Source organism: Streptomyces sp. NPDC006463 (genome assembly GCF_042870715.1).
Lineage (GTDB): Bacteria > Actinomycetota > Actinomycetes > Streptomycetales > Streptomycetaceae > Streptomyces.
Window position 1 is genome coordinate 254,650 of record NZ_JBIAHP010000009.1, and the last position, 14,736, is coordinate 269,385.

The 14,736-nt window shown below is 72.3% G+C and carries 15 protein-coding genes; 12 read left to right on the forward strand and 3 right to left on the reverse strand.

Annotated features, from left to right (window positions below; translation table 11 throughout):
- Nucleotides 1-5: 5 nt before the first annotated feature.
- Nucleotides 6-1,238 (forward strand): radical SAM family heme chaperone HemW, encoded by a 1,233-nt coding sequence (gene hemW, locus ACFYOB_RS18640; RefSeq protein ID WP_388560918.1) that lies wholly within the window; start codon nucleotides 6-8, stop codon nucleotides 1,236-1,238.
- A gap of 30 nt (nucleotides 1,239-1,268) precedes the next feature.
- On the opposite strand, the gene ACFYOB_RS18645 is transcribed toward hemW, so the two are convergent.
- The 3 genes from ACFYOB_RS18645 to ACFYOB_RS18655 form a co-directional block, all read right to left on the reverse strand.
- Nucleotides 1,269-1,892, reverse strand: coding sequence for an ADP-ribosyltransferase (locus tag ACFYOB_RS18645; protein WP_388560919.1), 624 nt, complete (start codon nucleotides 1,890-1,892; stop codon nucleotides 1,269-1,271).
- 82 nt (nucleotides 1,893-1,974) lie between these two features.
- Complete coding sequence (locus ACFYOB_RS18650) at nucleotides 1,975-2,775, reverse strand: DUF3097 domain-containing protein (protein ID WP_388560920.1); 801 nt, start codon at nucleotides 2,773-2,775, stop codon at nucleotides 1,975-1,977.
- A gap of 28 nt (nucleotides 2,776-2,803) precedes the next feature.
- A complete protein-coding gene (locus tag ACFYOB_RS18655; RefSeq protein ID WP_388560921.1) occupies nucleotides 2,804-3,529 on the reverse strand; it encodes an MBL fold metallo-hydrolase in 726 nt (241 codons plus the stop codon).
- A gap of 134 nt (nucleotides 3,530-3,663) precedes the next feature.
- Here ACFYOB_RS18655 and hrcA point away from each other — a divergent pair, with 134 nt between their 5' ends.
- The 11 genes from hrcA (at nucleotide 3,664) to ACFYOB_RS18710 (ending at nucleotide 14,694) form a co-directional block, all read left to right on the forward strand.
- The gene (gene hrcA / locus ACFYOB_RS18660) at nucleotides 3,664-4,680 is read left to right on the forward strand and encodes a heat-inducible transcriptional repressor HrcA (RefSeq protein WP_388560922.1); all 1,017 of its coding nucleotides are present in this window, start codon (nucleotides 3,664-3,666) and stop codon (nucleotides 4,678-4,680) included.
- Entirely contained in the window at nucleotides 4,681-5,820 is a 1,140-nt protein-coding gene (gene dnaJ / locus ACFYOB_RS18665) for a molecular chaperone DnaJ (protein WP_388560923.1), read from the forward strand.
- Between the two features lie 156 nt (nucleotides 5,821-5,976).
- Nucleotides 5,977-7,068 (forward strand): nitronate monooxygenase, encoded by a 1,092-nt coding sequence (locus ACFYOB_RS18670; protein ID WP_388560924.1) that lies wholly within the window; start codon nucleotides 5,977-5,979, stop codon nucleotides 7,066-7,068.
- Complete coding sequence (locus ACFYOB_RS18675) at nucleotides 7,065-7,808, forward strand: 16S rRNA (uracil(1498)-N(3))-methyltransferase (RefSeq protein WP_388560925.1); 744 nt, start codon at nucleotides 7,065-7,067, stop codon at nucleotides 7,806-7,808. Before ACFYOB_RS18670 ends, ACFYOB_RS18675 begins: the two co-directional genes overlap by 4 nt.
- 64 nt (nucleotides 7,809-7,872) lie before the next feature.
- Nucleotides 7,873-8,232, forward strand: a complete 360-nt coding sequence (locus ACFYOB_RS18680) for a histidine triad nucleotide-binding protein (RefSeq protein ID WP_388560926.1) — start codon at nucleotides 7,873-7,875, stop codon at nucleotides 8,230-8,232.
- A 3-nt stretch (nucleotides 8,233-8,235) separates the two neighbouring features.
- Complete coding sequence (locus tag ACFYOB_RS18685) at nucleotides 8,236-9,147, forward strand: ribonuclease Z (protein ID WP_388560927.1); 912 nt, start codon at nucleotides 8,236-8,238, stop codon at nucleotides 9,145-9,147.
- 1,109 nt (nucleotides 9,148-10,256) lie between these two features.
- Complete coding sequence (locus ACFYOB_RS18690) at nucleotides 10,257-11,354, forward strand: carbohydrate kinase family protein (RefSeq protein ID WP_388560928.1); 1,098 nt, start codon at nucleotides 10,257-10,259, stop codon at nucleotides 11,352-11,354.
- A gap of 125 nt (nucleotides 11,355-11,479) precedes the next feature.
- A complete protein-coding gene (locus ACFYOB_RS18695) occupies nucleotides 11,480-12,523 on the forward strand; it encodes a PhoH family protein (protein ID WP_388560929.1) in 1,044 nt (347 codons plus the stop codon).
- A gap of 13 nt (nucleotides 12,524-12,536) precedes the next feature.
- On the forward strand, nucleotides 12,537-13,034 hold the full coding sequence (gene ybeY, locus ACFYOB_RS18700) for an rRNA maturation RNase YbeY (RefSeq protein ID WP_053689049.1): 498 nt from the start codon (nucleotides 12,537-12,539) through the stop codon (nucleotides 13,032-13,034).
- Entirely contained in the window at nucleotides 13,031-14,335 is a 1,305-nt protein-coding gene (locus ACFYOB_RS18705; RefSeq protein WP_388560930.1) for a hemolysin family protein, read from the forward strand. Before ybeY ends, ACFYOB_RS18705 begins: the two co-directional genes overlap by 4 nt.
- Nucleotides 14,332-14,694 carry an MmcQ/YjbR family DNA-binding protein gene (locus ACFYOB_RS18710; RefSeq protein WP_388560931.1) on the forward strand — a complete coding sequence of 121 codons (363 nt, stop codon included), beginning with the start codon at nucleotides 14,332-14,334 and terminating at the stop codon, nucleotides 14,692-14,694. Before ACFYOB_RS18705 ends, ACFYOB_RS18710 begins: the two co-directional genes overlap by 4 nt.
- Nucleotides 14,695-14,736: the final 42 nt, after the last annotated feature.

Here is a 14,736-nt window from a genome sequence, read left to right on the forward strand (position 1 = left end):
GGCGCATGCCTTCCGCACTGCCCGACGGTGAACCCATGCCCGAAGACGGCTCGCTGCCGTCGCACGCCCTGGCGGGCGCCGGCGAGCGGCCGCTCGGCTTCTACCTGCACGTTCCGTACTGCGCCACGCGCTGCGGGTACTGCGACTTCAACACCTACACGGCCACCGAGCTGCGGGGTACCGGCGGCGTGCTCGCCTCCCGGGAGAACTACGCCGACACCCTGATCGACGAGGTCCGTCTCGCCCGCAAGGTGCTGGGCGACGACCCCCGGGCCGTCCGCACCGTCTTCGTGGGCGGCGGCACCCCGACGCTGCTGCCCGCAGGTGACCTCGTACGGATGCTCGCGGCGATCCGGGACGAGTTCGGTCTGGCCGAGGACGCGGAGATCACCACCGAGGCCAATCCGGAGTCGGTGAATCCGCAATACCTGGCCGAGCTGCGGGCCGGCGGTTTCAACCGGATCTCCTTCGGCATGCAGAGCGCCAGGCAGCACGTCCTGAAGGTGCTGGACCGCACGCACACCCCGGGCCGCCCCGAGGCCTGCGTCGCGGAGGCGCGGGCGGCGGGCTTCGAGCACGTCAACCTCGACCTGATCTACGGGACGCCCGGGGAGTCCGACGACGACTGGCGGGCGTCGCTCTCCGCCGCGCTCGGGGCCGGGCCGGACCACATCTCGGCGTACGCGCTGATCGTGGAGGAAGGCACCCAGCTGGCGCGGCGGATCCGCCGGGGCGAGGTCCCGATGACGGACGACGACGTCCACGCGGACCGGTACCTGATCGCGGACGCGGTGATGGCCGAGGCGGGGTACTCCTGGTACGAGGTGTCGAACTGGGCCACGACCGAGGCCGGTCGGTGCCTGCACAACGAGCTGTACTGGCGGGGCGCCGACTGGTGGGGCGCGGGACCCGGCGCCCACTCCCACGTCGGCGGGGTCCGCTGGTGGAACGTCAAGCACCCCGGCGCCTACGCGGCGGCGCTGGCCGAGGGCCGCTCCCCGGGCGCGGGCCGCGAGCTGCTGTCCGAGGAGGACCGGCGGGTGGAGCGGATCCTGCTGGAGCTCCGCCTGGTCGAGGGGGTCCCGCTCTCGCTGCTCGCGCCGGCCGGGCTGGCCGCGTCCCGCCGCGCTCTGGCCGACGGGCTGCTGGACCCGGGTCCGTACGAGGCCGGCCGGGCCGTGCTGACCCTGCGGGGGCGGCTGCTGGCCGACGCGGTGGTCCGGGACCTGGTGGACTGACGGAACCACCGCGCGAGCCGGGGCGGCGGGTCAGCCGGGGTAGTTCTCCCGCCAGGGCTGGTAGTACGGGTTGTCCTGGCACTCGTTCATGATCTCGGTCTTGGTCGTCTTGTCGACCGGGCAGACCCCGACGATGAACGAGCGCTCGATGCCGCCGGGGAAGGCGACCTCGACCTGCGCGGCCCACTTGTGGGTGTCGCCGATGGTCTGGTTCACGTCCACCCCGCCGGGGGCGTCGATGTAGTAGTTCCAGCCGCTCTTCCACCACGTCTTGTACAGGTCGTGGTCGTAGGTCGTCGAGACGTACGGGGAGGGCTGGTTGACCAGGACGTACTGCTCGATGTCGTACTGCCCGTCCACCGTGGCCTTGGGGTGGAAGCCCTCGGCGAACACGATCGACGGCGGGCGGCCGTCCGCGCGGTAGAGCTGCTTGCAGTTGGTGCGCCAGGACGGGGTCGGGGTGATGCGCGACAGGTCGGCCCGCTGGTCCGCGGCGGCGAAGAGGTGGTCGTCCACGCGCGGGCACGAGTTCGCCGGAGCGGCGTGCGCGGCGGCCGGGGCGGCCGAGGCGGAGACGGAAGCGGACGGCAGGAGGGCGGCGGCGAGCACGGTCGCGATGAGCACGACGCGCTGCCGCAGAGCAAAGGTGATCATGAAGAGCACCCTTGCGCGCCCACCACTGCCGACTACGCACCGTCACCCGAAGGTGAGCGTGTCCGCCGCCCGGGTGACGAGGCTACGGGGCAGTCACGAAGTCGATCAGTTCCTCGACGCGCCCCAGCAGGGCCGGCTCCAGGTCGCGGTACGAGGTCACCCTGGACAGGATGTGCTGCCAGGCGGCCCCGGTGTTCTGCGGCCAGCCGAGGGACCGGCAGATGCCCGTCTTCCAGTCCTGGCCCCGGGGGATGACCGGCCACGCGGCGATGCCCAGCGCGGACGGTTTCACCGCCTGCCACACGTCCACGTACGGGTGGCCCACGACCAGCACGTCCGGCGAGGTCACGGACGCCGCGATACGGGACTCCTTCGACCCCGGCACCAGGTGGTCCACCAGGACCCCCAGCCGGGCGTCCGGGGCCGGGCCGAACTCCGCCACGACGGCCGGGAGGTCGTCGATGCCCTCCAGGTACTCCACCACCACGCCCTCGATGCGCAGGTCGTCGCCCCAGACCCGCTCCACCAGCTCGGCGTCGTGCCGGCCCTCGACGTAGATCCGGCCCGCACGCGCCACCCGGGCCCGGGCGCCGGGTACGGCGATCGATCCGGACGCGGTGCGGGCCGGCGCCGCCGGGGCGCGGGACGGGCGGACCAGGGTGACGACCGCCCCGTCCAGCAGGAACCCGCTCGGCTCCATCGGGAACACCCGCCGCTTGCCGAACCGGTCCTCCAGGGTCACCGTGCCCGCCTCGCAGGCCACCACCGCGCCGCAGAAATCCGTACCGGCCACCTCGACCACCAGATCGGGTTCCGCCGCCACCTCCGGCACGGCCTTGGGGCGCTTCCACTGCGGGGTCAGGTCGGGGGAGTACTCGCGCATCCGGCCGACAGTAGGAGAGCCGCGGCCGTCATGCCTCCGACACGCCGAAACGGGCGGCCAGTGTGGCGCGTTGCGCACGGACGAAGTCCGCGGAGACCACCGCTCCGTGACCCGGCACGTACAGCGCGTCGTCCCCGCCCAGCGACAGCAGCCGGTCCATGGCCGCCGGCCACTGCGCCGGCACCGCGTCGTCGCCGGCCTGCGGTTCGCCCGACTCCTCGACCAGGTCCCCGCAGAAGACCGTCTCGCGCTCGCCGGGCACGAAGACGGCCAGGTCGTGCCCGCTGTGCCCGGGCCCCACGTTCGCCAGCAGCACCTGCACCCCGCCCAGCTCCAGTGTCCACTCGCCCGACACGGCGTGCTGGGGCAGCACCAGCAGGTCCACGGCCTCCGCCGCCTCCGCCTCCGCAAGTCCCTGCCGTACGGCGGACTCGCGCAGCTCCTCGCGGCCCGTGGAGAGCAGCGAGTCCAGCCCGACCGCCCCGAACACCTCGGCCCCGGAGAAGGCCGCCCCGCCCAGCACGTGATCGAAATGACCGTGCGTGAATGCGATATGAGTCACGTGCCGGCCGGTCAGCCGCTCCGCCTCGGCCCGCAGCAGCGCGCCCTCCCGCAGGCACGAACCGGGGTCGACGAGGAGGACGGAATCGTCCCCCACCACCAGTCCCACCGTGCAGTCCCACACCGGAAGCCGCCGCCGACCGGTCCGACCGGTCAACCGTTCCCAGCCCGCCTCTTCCCAACGTACGTCCATGCCGCGACGCTACCCTGGCGGGCCTCCCTTGCCAGGGTCTTACTACCCGGCCGTACACTGAGCGGGGGTCTCTGGCACTCGAACGCCCAGAGTGCCAGACAGCAGGCAACGGACCACAGCTGGAGGTGTGCGCGATGCTCAGCGAACGCAGACTCGAAGTGCTGCGCGCCATCGTCCAGGACTACGTCGGGACGGAGGAGCCGGTTGGCTCCAAGGCGCTCACCGAGCGCCACCGGCTCGGGGTCTCGCCCGCCACCGTGCGCAACGACATGGCCGTGCTGGAGGACGAGGGCTACATCGCCCAGCCCCACACCAGCGCCGGGCGGATCCCCACCGACAAGGGGTACCGGCTCTTCGTCGACAAGCTGGCGGGGGTCAAGCCGCTGTCGTCGCCCGAGCGGCGGGCCATCCAGAACTTCCTCGACGGCGCCGTCGACCTCGACGACGTGGTCGGCCGGACGGTGCGGCTGCTCGCGCAGCTCACCCGCCAGGTCGCGGTCGTCCAGTACCCCTCGCTGACGCGCTCCACCGTGCGCCACGTCGAGCTCCTGTCGCTGGCCCCGGCCCGGCTGATGCTCGTACTGATCACCGACACGGGACGCGTCGAGCAGCGGCTCATCGACTGCGCGACCCCCTTCGCCGAGACCTCGCTCGCCGACCTGCGGGCCCGCCTCAACAGCAGGGTCGTCGGCCGCCGGTTCACGGATGTGCCCCCGCTCGTCCAGGACCTCCCCGAATCCTTCGAGGCCGAGGACCGCAGCACGGTCTCCACCGTGCTCGCCACACTCCTCGAAACCCTGGTCGAGGAAGCCGAAGAGCGGCTGATGATCGGCGGTACCGCCAATCTCACCCGCTTCGGACACGATTTTCCCCTGACGATCAGGCCGGTGCTCGAAGCGCTGGAGGAGCAGGTCGTGCTCCTCAAGCTGCTGGGCGAGGCCAACGAGTCGGGAATGGCCGTACGGATCGGGCATGAGAATGCCTACGAGGGACTGAACTCCACGTCCGTCGTCTCGGTCGGTTACGGTTCGGGCGGCGAAACTGTCGCCAAACTCGGCGTGGTCGGACCGACCCGCATGGACTACCCCGGAACGATGGGAGCGGTACGCGCAGTGGCACGTTACGTCGGACAGATCCTGGCGGAGTCGTAAGTGGCCACCGACTACTACGCCGTTCTCGGCGTGCGCCGCGACGCATCGCAGGACGAGATCAAGAAGGCCTTCCGGCGCCTCGCGCGTGAACTCCACCCGGATGTGAATCCGGACCCGAAGACGCAGGAGCGCTTCAAGGAGATCAACGCGGCTTACGAGGTGCTCTCGGACCCGCAGAAGAAGCAGGTCTACGACCTCGGCGGCGACCCGCTGTCCTCCTCGGGCGGCGGCGGTGGCGCGGGCGGATTCGGAGCGGGCGGCTTCGGCAACTTCTCCGACATCATGGACGCCTTCTTCGGCCAGGCCTCGCAGCGCGGCCCGCGCTCGCGCACCCGCCGCGGCCAGGACGCCATGATCCGCCTGGACCTGGAGCTGGACGAGGCGGCCTTCGGGACCACCAAGGACATCCAGGTCGACACGGCCGTCGTCTGCACCACCTGCTCCGGTGAGGGCGCAGCTCCGGGCACCTCCGCGCAGACGTGTGACATGTGCCGCGGCCGCGGCGAGGTCTCGCAGGTCACCCGGTCCTTCCTGGGCCAGGTCATGACCTCGCGCCCCTGCCCGCAGTGCCAGGGCTTCGGCACCGTGGTCCCGACCCCGTGTCACGAGTGCGCGGGTGACGGCCGGGTCCGCTCCCGCCGCAGCCTCACGGTCAAGATCCCGGCGGGCGTCGAGAACGGCACCCGCATCCAGCTCGCGGGCGAGGGCGAGGTCGGCCCCGGCGGCGGCCCCGCCGGCGACCTGTACGTGGAGATCCACGAGCTGCCGCACCCGACCTTCCAGCGGCGCGGGGACGACCTGCACTGCACGGTCACCATCCCGATGACGGCGGCCGCGCTGGGCACCAAGTGCCCGCTGGAGACGCTGGACGGCCTGGAGGAGATCGACATCCGGCCCGGTACCCAGTCCGGCCAGGCGATCCCGCTGCACGGACGCGGCGTCACCCACCTGCGCGGTGGCGGGCGCGGCGACCTGATCGTGCACGTCGAGGTCACCACCCCGGGCAAGCTGGACCCGCAGCAGGAGGACCTGCTGCGGCAGCTGGCGAAGCTGCGCGGCGAGGAGCGGCCGACCGGCCAGTTCGCGCCGGGGCAGCAGGGTCTGTTCAGCAGGTTGAAGGACGCCTTCAACGGTCGCTGACCGTCCTGACCTCATCGACGGGCCCGGCCCGGGGACGCCCCGGCCGGGCTCGCCGCATGTCCCGCGAGGCCGCTTCCCGGCCACGCCAGGAAGCGGACTATGCCAGGCGAATGCCGTGATTCGGCCCCATGGGCGGGACGTGGCACGATGCAGTCCATGTCCACCGCGCGGAACGGTCTCTCCCCTTACCCGATCGTGCAGGCACCCATGGAGGGCGGCGCCTCCTGTCCGCCGCTCGTCGCCGCCGTGTGCGAGGCGGGCGGGCTGGGCTTCCTGGCCGGTGGCTACAAGACCGCCGACGGCATGTACCAGGAGATCAAGCAGGTACGCGCGCTCACCCGGCGCCCCTTCGGGGTGAACCTCTTCATGCCGCAGACCGGTTACGTGGACCCGGCCGCGGTCGAGGCCTACCGCGGGCAGCTGGCCGGAGAGGCGAGCTGGTACGAGATCTCGCTCGCCGACGAGGACATCATCGGCACCAGCGACGACGGCTATGAAGCGAAGCTCGCCATTCTGCGGGAGGACCCCGTTCCGGTCGTCTCCTTCACCTTCGGCTGCCCCGCCCCGGCGGTCCTCGCCTCGCTGCGCAAGGCCCGTACGTACACCGTCGTCACCGCGACCTCGGTCGAGGAGGCCCGCGCCGCGCAGGAGGCCGGAGCCGACGCCGTCTGCGTGCAGGGGGTGGAGGCCGGCGGCCACCAGGGCACCCACCGGGACGACGCGCAGGCCGACGGCACGGCGGCGGTGGGCCTGCTCGCGCTCGTGGCGCAGGTACGGGAGGCCGTGGCCCTCCCGATCATCGCGGCGGGCGGCCTGATGCGGGGCTCGCAGATCGCGGCGCTCCTGGCGGCGGGCGCGGAGGCGGCACAGCTCGGGACGGCCTTCCTGGCCTGTCCGGAGTCGGGGGCGGACCCGCTGCACAAGAAGGCGCTGACCGACCCGCTGTTCGTCCACACCGAGCTGACCCGGGCCTTCTCCGGGCGGCCGGCCAGGGGGCTCGTGAACCGGTTCATGCGCGAGCACGGACCGTACGCCCCCGCCGCCTACCCGCAGGTCCACCACCTGACCTCGGGGCTGCGCAAGGCGGCCGCCGCGGCCGGGGACCCGCAGGGCATGGCCCTGTGGGCGGGCCAGGGGCACCGGCTGGCGCGCACGCTGCCGGCCGGGGAGCTGGTGGAGGTGCTGGCGGCCGAACTGGCCGAGGCGCAGAGCACGTTGAAGGCAAGGCAGATGAGGAGTGCGTCATGACCGCCCCGGTGTTCGTGGTCGAAGAGGTCCCGGCGGGACCGGAGTTCGTCCTGGACGGCCCTGAGGGCCGGCACGCGGTGTCCGTGAAACGGCTGAACCCGGGTGAGGACGTGGTCCTCACCGACGGCCGGGGCGGCTGGGCGGAGGCGGTCGTGAAGGCCGCCGAGGGCAAGGACCGCTTGGTCCTGGCGGTGTCCTCGACCGGGCTGGAAGCCGAGCCGGCGGTCCGTATCACCGTGGTCCAGGCCCTGCCCAAGGGGGACCGCGGCGAGCTGGCCGTGGAGACCATGACCGAGACGGGCGTCGACGCGATCGTGCCGTGGCAGGCCTCGCGCTGCATCACGCAGTGGCGCGGCGACCGCGGCACCAAGTCCCTGGCCAAGTGGCGGGCCACGGCACGGGAAGCCGGCAAGCAGTCCCGCCGGGTCCGCTTCCCGGAGGTGTCCGAGGCCATGTCCACCAAGCAGGTGGCGGCGCTGCTGGCCGGCGCCGACCTGGCGATGGTCCTCCATGAGGACCGCGACACCCCTTCCGAGGCACTGGCCGCGGCCGAGCTCCCGGCGGCCGGGTCCATCGTGCTGGTCGTCGGCCCCGAGGGCGGGGTCTCCCCGGAGGAGCTGGCCGTCTTCGCCGGGGCGGGGGCCCACCCCTACCGCCTGGGCCGCTCCGTCCTGCGGACCTCCACGGCGGGCACGGCCGCGACGGCGGTCCTGCTCGCCCGTACGGGGCGCTGGGCCTAGAAGTTCGCCTCGATCGCTCCGGGGATACGATGCCCGGAGCGATCAACGACACGGAGGCGAAGCGATGGCCGGGGAACCGCAGGCCGACTGCCTGTTCTGCAAGATCGTCGCGGGGAACATCCCGGCGACCGTGGTCCGGGAGACGGAGACGACCGTCGCCTTCCGGGACATCAACCCTCAGGCACCCACGCACGTGCTCGTCATCCCGCGCGTCCACTACCCCGACGCCGCCGCCCTGGCCGCGGCCGAGCCGGGCATCGCCGCCGACGTGCTGCGCGAGGCCGGGCAGATCGCCGCCGACGAGAAGGTCGACGACCACGGCTACAGGGTCGTGTTCAACACCGGTGCCGGCGCCGGTCAGACCGTCTTCCACGCGCACGCGCACGTCCTCGGAGGCCGCGGCCTCCAGTGGCCCCCCGGATAGACCGTGTCCGTACGCGAGTTCGTGGTGCTGGGCACCGCCAGTCAGGTGCCCACGCGCCACCGCAACCACAACGGCTACCTGCTGCGCTGGGACGGCGAGGGCTTCCTCTTCGACCCGGGCGAGGGCACCCAGCGCCAGATGCTGCGCGCCGGGGTGGCCGCGCACGACATCAACCGGATCTGCGTCACCCACTTCCACGGTGACCACAGCCTGGGCCTCGCCGGGGTGATCCAGCGGATCAACCTCGACCGGGTCCCGCACGCCGTCACCGCCCACTACCCGGCCTCGGGACAGAAGTTCTTCGACCGGCTGCGGTACGCCACGGCCTACCGGGAGACCGTCCTGATCGACGAGGAACCGGTGGGCGGGGACGGGACGCTGACGCTGGCGCGCGGGGCCTCGTACGTCCTGGAGGCGCGGCGGCTCTCGCACCCGGTGGAGTCCTTCGGCTACCGGATCACGGAGCCCGACGGGCGCCGCATGGTGCCGGAGCTGCTCACGCGGCACGGGATCAAGGGGCCGGACGTCGGCCGGATCCAGCGCGAGGGACGGCTGGACGGGGTCACGCTGGAGGAGGTCAGCGAGCCGAAGCCGGGGCAGCGGTTCGCGTTCGTCATGGACACCCGGCTGTGCGAGGGCGTGGAGGCGCTCGCCGAAGGCTGCGACATGCTGGTCATCGAGTCGACCTTCCTCGACGAGGACGCGCAGCTGGCCGCCGACCACGGACACCTCACGGCCGGGCAGGCGGCGCGGGCGGCGCGGGACGGGGGCGTGAGGCATCTCGTCCTGACGCACTTCTCGCAGCGGTACACGGATCCGTCCGTGTTCGAACGCCAGGCGCGCGAGGCGGGGTTCGAGGGCGAACTGACGGTGGCGGCGGACCTGGTACGGGTGCCGCTGCCCAAGCGGAGCTAGCCCGTCTCTTTTCGGCTCCTGCCCGCCCGCGCAGGAGCTGGACGCGGTCGCGGGAGCGGCGGGGGCCGGGGAGAGCAGGAGGATGCGGCGGGGGAGACGACGGACGGAGATCACCGCGACCTCCAGCTCCGCGGCGCCGACCCGGGGCACCGCGCCGGCCGGTCCCCCCCGCGTCGGACGGTGCCCCCGCGTGGTCGCCGGGACCGCCGCCGGGGCCTCGCCCTCGGCAGACGTACCGAGCCTGCGGCCAGTGGGCGGCCGCTGTCGTGCAGCGCGACGGCGGTCCTCGGCCCCGCCGCGGCCGGCACCGCCAGCGGCCGTGAGGATCCAGCGCCGCCGTGAGGCCGATGGCACAGGATCTCGCCCACCGGAAAGGTGGCGAGGCCGTGCGCCGAGGACGAGCACCACGCAGGCGATGACGGCTGTGCCCGCGCCGACCGGGACGGCCCGGCCCGGGGGGCGCCGAGCGCGGAGGCCGCGGTGACCCCGAGCGCCAAGGCGAAGACGGCCCCATGGTGATCTCCGAGAGGCCCGCCTGCTGGGCGCCATCCGGCCGCTGACCCCCCACTGGGCGTTCTGCGCGAGGGACCACAGCATCAGGCCGCCCGCCAGGTCCACCCCGGCGCGCGGGTAGGGCAGCCGGCCCGCGGGGATCCCCGTGACGGCGCCGCCGAGGGGCCCACCCAGGCCGCCGCCGCGCCCAGCGCGAGGGCGACGAACGGCAGATCGTGTCCGCCCCTGAGTCGCGGCAGAGCCTGTACAGCGCGCCGACGGTCGCCGAGACCGACAGCAGCCCCACGGCGGAGGCTCGGTACGGGTCCCGCTGCCCGGCGATCCCGGCGGCGGCCACGGCCGTCGCCGTCCCGGAGCCGAAGCCGCCGACGACCGAGCCCGCGACGACCGGCGGCAGCAGCGAGCCCGCGGCGGGAGGACCGAGCCGGTCAGACGGCGGGCGCCGGGGATACCGGGGATGCCGGGGATAAGGTCATGCGGATGGTGATCTGCGCCACACTGGGTTTCGGGTTCGCCCGGGACGGGAAGGGCTGGCAGCTTTCCACCGCAAACCCCACGTGCAGAAACGGCCCTTCAAGAACACCGGGGAGTACACCGTGACCAGTCGGGACAGCGACGACATCCGCGCAGCAGCAGTGGACCCGCTCGGTCCGCTGCGTGACCCCCAGGAGCCGGGCTGCGACGTCTTCCTGACCGGAACGGTCTTCCTCGACATCATCTTCACGGGCCTCGACTCGGCCCCGGTGCGCGGTACGGAGTCCTGGGCGCGCGGCATGGGCTCCAGCCCCGGCGGCGTCGCCAACATGGCCACGGCCCTCGCCCGCCTCGGCCTGCGCACCTCGCTCGCCGCGGCCTTCGGCGACGACCACTACGGGGAGTACTGCTGGGACGCCCTCGAACAGGGCGAGGGCATCGACCTCTCCATGTCGCGGACCATCCCCGGCTGGCACAGCCCCGTCACCGTCTCGATGGCGTACGAGGGCGAGCGCACGATGGTCTCGCACGGCCACGAGGCACCTCCCCCGGCGGGCCCCGGCCCCTTCCCGCAGTGCCCGCCGCGGGCCCGGGCGGCCGTGGCCTCGCTGGGGCCCGGCCGGGGCGAGGAGTGGATCGGCGAGGCGGCGCGGCGCGGCTCGCGGGTCTTCGCGGACGTGGGCTGGGACGAGAGCGGCCGCTGGGAGCTGGGGGCCCTGGCCGACCTGGAGCACTGCGAGGCCTTCCTGCCGAACGCGGGCGAGGCCATGCGGTACACGCGGACCGACTGCCCGCGCGCGGCGGCCCGGGCGCTGGCGGAGAAGGTGCCGATCGCCGTGGTGACGATGGGCGCGGAGGGCTCGTACGCGGTGGACGGGCGTACCGGCGAGACCGCGCAGGTCCCGGGGATCGCGGTGGACGAGCTGGACCCGACCGGGGCGGGGGACGTGTACGTGGCGGGCTTCCTCACCGGCACGCTCGCGGGCTGGCCGCTGGCGGACCGGCTGGCCTTCGCCGGGCTGACGGCGGCCCTGTCGGTCCAGGAGTTCGGCGGCTCCCTGTCGGCCCCCGGCTGGCCCGAGGTGGCCCACTGGTGGCGGGCCGCCCCGGAGGGGCTGCGCGGCCGGTACGGCTTCCTGGACGACCTGATCCCGCCCGGCTCGACCCCCGCGGCGCGGCGCAGGGCGGTGCCGACGATCGGCTTCCGGCACTCCGCGTAGCCGACCGGACCGGCGGGGAAAACCCCTCGGTGAAGGCCCGGTGGCGACGTACGCTTGGTAGTCCGGAGGTCGTCGATCGGCGCGGCCCCTCAGCGGGAGGTATGCGCAGGCCACAGTGCCGGCCCATGACTCAGACACCCACAGCCCAGATCCCAGCGCCGGGCCAGGCGCGAGCCCACTTCACCGTTCCGGCGACGCACCCGATGGTGACGGTGCTCGGCTCGGGTGACGCCCTGTTGCGCGTGATCGAGAGGGCCTTCCCCAAGGCCGACATCCACGTGCGGGGCAATCAGGTCAGCGCTGTCGGGAACGCGACCGAAGTCGCCCTGATCCAGCGCCTGTTCGACGAGATGATGCTGGTGCTCCGCACCGGGCAGCCGATGACGGAGGACGCAGTGGAACGCTCGATCGCCATGCTCCGGGCCAATGGCAGCGGCGTGGAAGGAGGGGAGGAGACGCCCGCCGAGGTGCTCACCCAGAACATCCTCTCCACCCGCGGCCGCACCATCCGGCCCAAGACCCTCAACCAGAAGCGGTACGTCGACGCGATCGACAAGAACACGATCGTCTTCGGCATCGGCCCCGCCGGTACCGGCAAGACCTACCTCGCCATGGCCAAGGCGGTCCAGGCCCTGCAGTCCAAGCAGGTCAGCCGGATCATCCTGACCCGGCCGGCCGTCGAGGCGGGGGAGCGGCTCGGCTTCCTGCCGGGCACGCTCTTCGACAAGATCGACCCGTACCTGCGTCCGCTCTACGACGCGCTGCACGACATGATGGACCCGGACTCGATCCCCCGGCTGATGGCCGCCGGGACCATCGAAGTGGCGCCCCTGGCGTACATGCGCGGCCGCACCCTGAACGAGGCGTTCGTCGTCCTCGACGAGGCGCAGAACACGACTCCGGAACAGATGAAGATGTTCCTGACCCGGCTCGGTTTCGACTCGAAGATCGTCATCACCGGTGACATCACCCAGGTCGACCTGCTGCCGGGCGGCACCAGGAGCGGTCTGCGCCAGGTGCAGTCGATCCTCGAAGGGGTTCCGGACATCCACTTCTCGCGGCTCACGTCCGAGGATGTCGTCCGGCACAAGCTGGTCGGCCGTATCGTCGACGCGTACGAGAAGTACGAGGACGGCCAGGACGGCCGGAACGGCCAACACGGGAAGTAGAACTCAGCGCACCATGTCGATCGACGTCAACAACGAGTCCGGAACCGAGGTCGACGAGCGGGCGATCCTCGACATCGCCCGCTACGCGCTCACCCGGATGCGGATCCACCCGCTCTCCGAGCTCTCCGTCATCGTCATCGACGAGGACGCGATGGAGCAGCTCCACATCCAGTGGATGGACCTGCCCGGACCCACCGACGTCATGTCCTTCCCGATGGACGAGCTCCGTCCGCCGGCGAAGGACGACGAGGAGCCCCCGCAGGGGCTCCTCGGTGACATCGTGCTCTGCCCCGAGGTCGCCAAGAAGCAGGGCGAGGAAGCCCCGACGCAGCACTCCATGGACGAGGAGCTCCAGCTCCTGACCGTCCACGGGGTGCTGCACCTGCTCGGCTACGACCACGAGGAGCCGGACGAGAAGGCCGAGATGTTCGGCCTGCAGGCGGCCATCGTCGACGGCTGGCGCGGTGAGCGCGGCATGACGGGCCCGTCTCCGGCGCCCACCGTCTCGTGAACGCCCCCCAGCTGATCACCGGCGCGGTCCTGCTGGTGGTGGTGGCCTGGTTCGCGGCGTGCGCCGAGTCCGGGATCGCCCGCATCTCCAGCTTCCGCGCCGAACAGGCCGTACGGGAGGGCCGGCGCGGCAGCGAGAAGCTCGCCCAGGTGGCCGGCGACCCCACCCGCTACCTCAATGTGGCGCTGCTGGTCCGGGTCACCTGCGAGATGGCGGCGGGGGTCCTCGTGACCTACGTCTGCCTCGACGAGTTCGGCGAGAACTGGACCGCGTTGCTCGTGGCCATCGCCGTGATGGTGCTGGTCTCCTTCGTCGCCGTCGGCGTGTCCCCGCGTACGATCGGCCGCCAGCACCCCCTGAACACCGCGACGGCGGCCGCGTACGTCCTCGTGCCGCTCGCCCGGGTGATGGGCCCGATCCCGCAGCTGCTGATCCTCATCGGCAACGCGCTCACGCCCGGCAAGGGCTTCCGCAAGGGGCCGTTCGCCTCCGAGGCCGAGCTGCGCGCGATGGTCGACCTCGCGGAGAAGGAATCGCTGATCGAGGACGACGAGCGCCGGATGGTGCACCAGGTCTTCGAGCTCGGCGACACCCTGGTGCGCGAGGTGATGGTGCCGCGCACCGACCTGGTCTGCATCGAGCGGTACAAGACGGTCCGTCAGGCGACCACCCTCGCACTGCGGTCGGGCTTCTCGCGCATCCCGGTGACCGGGGAGAACGAGGACGACATAGTCGGGATCGTCTATCTGAAGGACCTCGTCCGCAAGACCCACATCAGCCGCGAGGCCGAGTCCGACCTGGTCTCCACGGTCATGCGGTCGGCGGTCTTCGTGCCGGACACCAAGAACGCGGGCGATCTGCTGCGCGAGATGCAGCAGGTGCGCAACCACGTGGCCGTGGTCATCGACGAGTACGGCGGCACCGCCGGCATCGTCACGATCGAGGACATCCTTGAGGAGATCGTCGGCGAGATCACCGACGAGTACGACCGGGAGCTCCCGCCGGTCGAGGACCTCGGTGAGGACCGCTACCGGGTCACCGCCCGCCTGGACATCACCGACCTCGGTGAGCTGTTCAAGGTCGAGGCGTTCGACGACGAGGACGTGGAGACGGTCGGCGGACTGCTGGCGAAGGCGCTGGGCCGGGTGCCGATCGCGGGCGCCTCGGCCCTGGTGGAGCTGCCGGACGGGCGGCCGCTGCGGCTGACGGCCGAGTCCCCGGCCGGGCGGCGGAACAAGATCGTGACGGTGTTGGTGGAGCCGGTTGCCGCGGCGGACGCCGCGGGGGAGGAGGGGGAATGACCCCGGCGCAGCTGCGGGAGTTCTGCCTGAGCTTCAACGCGGCGGTGGAGGAGTTCCCTTTCACCCCGGAGACCTCGGTGTTCAAGGTCCTGGGCAAGGTGTTCGCGCTCACGGCGCTGGACGCCGAGCCGCTGAAGGTCAACCTCAAGTGCGAGCCGGAACTGGCGGTGCGGCTGCGCGAGGAGCACGCGGCGGTCGTGCCGGGCTATCACATGAACAAGCGGCACTGGAACACGGTGACCGCGGGCGGGCCGGGCGCGCTGCCGGACGAGATGGTCCGGGAGCTGGTGGAGGACTCGTACGACCTGGTGGTCGCGGGCCTGCCGAAGGCGGAACGGCTGCGGCTCGACAGGCCGTGACCGGCCATGACCGACCGGTCCCGGCGGGGTCGTTGCACGGCC

Coding starts and splice junctions, on each gene's coding strand:
- ACFYOB_RS18650 (WP_388560920.1), bottom strand. CDS start 2,775: ATGCGCGAGTACTCCCCCGACCTGACCCCGCAGTGGAAGCGCCCCAAG.
- ACFYOB_RS18670 (WP_388560924.1), top strand. CDS start 5,977: ATGTCCACCGCGCGGAACGGTCTCTCCCCTTACCCGATCGTGCAGGCA.
- hrcA (WP_388560922.1), top strand. CDS start 3,664: ATGCTCAGCGAACGCAGACTCGAAGTGCTGCGCGCCATCGTCCAGGAC.
- ACFYOB_RS18675 (WP_388560925.1), top strand. CDS start 7,065: ATGACCGCCCCGGTGTTCGTGGTCGAAGAGGTCCCGGCGGGACCGGAG.
- ybeY (WP_053689049.1), top strand. CDS start 12,537: ATGTCGATCGACGTCAACAACGAGTCCGGAACCGAGGTCGACGAGCGG.
- ACFYOB_RS18695 (WP_388560929.1), top strand. CDS start 11,480: ATGACTCAGACACCCACAGCCCAGATCCCAGCGCCGGGCCAGGCGCGA.
- ACFYOB_RS18645 (WP_388560919.1), bottom strand. CDS start 1,892: ATGATCACCTTTGCTCTGCGGCAGCGCGTCGTGCTCATCGCGACCGTG.
- ACFYOB_RS18680 (WP_388560926.1), top strand. CDS start 7,873: ATGGCCGGGGAACCGCAGGCCGACTGCCTGTTCTGCAAGATCGTCGCG.
- hemW (WP_388560918.1), top strand. CDS start 6: ATGCCTTCCGCACTGCCCGACGGTGAACCCATGCCCGAAGACGGCTCG.
- ACFYOB_RS18655 (WP_388560921.1), bottom strand. CDS start 3,529: ATGGACGTACGTTGGGAAGAGGCGGGCTGGGAACGGTTGACCGGTCGG.
- ACFYOB_RS18710 (WP_388560931.1), top strand. CDS start 14,332: ATGACCCCGGCGCAGCTGCGGGAGTTCTGCCTGAGCTTCAACGCGGCG.